3 protein-coding genes are annotated in these 2212 nt (G+C 64.6%); all 3 read left to right on the forward strand.

Features of this window, described 5'->3' with window-relative positions; all coding sequences use genetic code 11:
- The coding region (locus ABT116_RS43315) for a DUF8175 domain-containg protein (RefSeq protein ID WP_502984047.1) at positions 1 to 308 on the forward strand (308 nt) is incomplete at its 5' end.
- A complete protein-coding gene (locus tag ABT116_RS43320) occupies positions 305 to 1156 on the forward strand; it encodes a DUF8175 domain-containg protein (RefSeq protein ID WP_351646256.1) in 852 nt (283 codons plus the stop codon). The genes ABT116_RS43315 and ABT116_RS43320, both read left to right, overlap by 4 nt.
- Positions 1132 to 2212, forward strand: a 1081-nt coding sequence (locus ABT116_RS43325; RefSeq protein WP_351646258.1) for a hypothetical protein, incomplete at its 3' end; no start/stop codon positions are given. The genes ABT116_RS43320 and ABT116_RS43325, both read left to right, overlap by 25 nt.

Here is a 2212-nt window from a genome sequence, read left to right on the forward strand (position 1 = left end):
CGGGCCAGCAGGAGGAAGGCGGCGGCCGTCGCGGTGCCGGCCACGGCCAGCAGGAGGCCGGCCCGCCTGCTCCGGCGGAGGCACCGAAGATCGTGGGCTACGAGGTCACCGACTACAACGCCGACAACGCTGCGGTGACGGTGTATTCCTCGTTCCCCGATCAGTCGTTCGCCGCATCGCAGGTAACGGTGGTGTGGTCGGGCGAGGACTGGAAGCTACTGCTCCCAGGCGACGACGAGACCAGCGGCCGGGTGAGTTCGGTCGACGGGCTTCCGTCGTCGGCGATAGCAATGGCGGCCAACCGATGAGGGCCACGAAGCAGCAGCCGCAGAGCAGCGAGGACGAGTCCTTCATCGGTCGCAAATGGACGTTCTACCTTGCGCTGATCATCGTGGTCGTCGTTGTAGTGGGCGGTGTGATCGCCGTGGTGATCAATCGCAGTCAGACCGACGAACCGACCGCGCAGCCTCAGCCGGGAGCGACGATCTCTCCTCAGCAAGACCGCTCGGACTGGGGATTGCCGTACATCGACGAACTCGGATTCCGGGTCGAAGTACCCCCGAACCCGAACGGTGTCGCTCTCGATCAGGATCGTTCCGGCCAACCGGACCGGGGCGCGGCTGATTACGCAGCACTTCCGCCCGCTGGGGTGATGTGGCAGAAGGTGCAGAACTTCCCGATGCCGTTCTCCACTTCGGATGGCCCGTCGAAGGTTGACGGGGCTCTGGCCACCGGTTTCGCGCAGACACCGCAAGGAGCGGCGTTGGCCGGGTTCCAGACCGTCAACCGCGCCCAGTCGAGCTATCATGGCGCCGTCGCATTCTTGGAACGCCGGGCAGTGGCTACCACTCCCGAATTGGAAGCGGAGCGGAACTCAAGCCTGGTCGATGCTCGCCAAGCAGTTGCCGATGGTCGAACCGGCGCTCTGGGTGCGCCGCTGATTCGGCAGGAAGCGTACCGACTCAAGTACTGGTCGCCGGATTACGCGGTAGTGGAGTACGCGGCTAACAACGTCGCCGGAAACGGATGGACCACCGCGTCTCTTGAGCTCGTGTGGTGCGACGGTGATTGGTTCGTCAAGATCGCTCCGCGCACGGCGGGCGATCTGGGGTCGACTCCGACGTTAGCGGGGTGGACGCGATGGCCAGGAAAGTAGTTCTCGCACTCGTCCTCGCACTGCTGGTGATGTTCGGTGGGGCCTCTGTCGCCTCGGCGCAGGACGCACCGCAACCTCCCGGCGATTCACAGGCGGAGGAGGAGTCGAACGGAACGTGCGATGTAGTCGGCGGTATCGCGGCCGGGGTAGCTACAGCTGCGATCCCCGTCCTCGGCGGCTTCTTGGGTGACGCGGCGGGTGGGCTGTGCGAGGCCGGCGGCAATCCGGTCACGGCGGTGACGAACTTCGCGGGCGACAAAGTCAACGAGATGTGGGATTCGCAGTTCGGCGACATCGTCAAGTCGTTCCTCGAGGCTATGGCTCAGGTGTTGACGATGGCGATGACGTGGTGGATCAAGCTGCCGAATCCGGATCTGGCGAATTCGACGCCGCTCCAGGCGATCACGGAGTACACCGGCTGGATTCAGTTGGCGTTGCTGACCGCGTCGGTGATTTTCATGGCCATCAAACTGGCGGCCGCGAAACGTCACGCACTGCTCAACGAAGCGGAGGAGACGTACAAGGCGTTGGCGCGCACGGTGTTCGCGACGACGATGTTCGCCTCGATCATCGCGTTGGCCACTCTTGCCGGTGACCGGTTCGCCGAGTGGATTGTCGACGACACCTCGAACAAGGACCCGATCGGGATGGTGAACTCGATGCTCGCGGTCAGCGCCTTCACCGGTGCTTCTCCGGGGCTGCTGTTCGTGATCGGCCTGGTGGGGATCTTGGGCGCGCTGGCGCAAGCTGCGTTGCTCGTGGTCCGTCAGGGCTTGTTGATCGTCGCTGTCGCGGCTGTGCCGGTTGCGGCCGCTGCGTCCGGAACGAGTACGGGATCGCAGTCGTACCAGAAGTTGGTGTCCTGGATTCTGGCGTTTCTGCTGTTCAAGCCCATCGGCGCGCTGGTGTATGCGATGGCATTCCTTTCCGCTCAGGACTCGGCGCGAATCACCGAAGGGCACCTTCCAGGTGCGCAGCCCCGCCGTGCGGTGGAATCCGTGTACGGCCCTCAGGCGGCGGGCGGCGTGCGGTGTGGTCAGGATCGGCACGGTGTGG

Origin of the sequence: Streptomyces sp. NPDC002130 (genome assembly GCF_040296465.1) — a bacterium.
Lineage (GTDB): Bacteria > Actinomycetota > Actinomycetes > Streptomycetales > Streptomycetaceae > Streptomyces.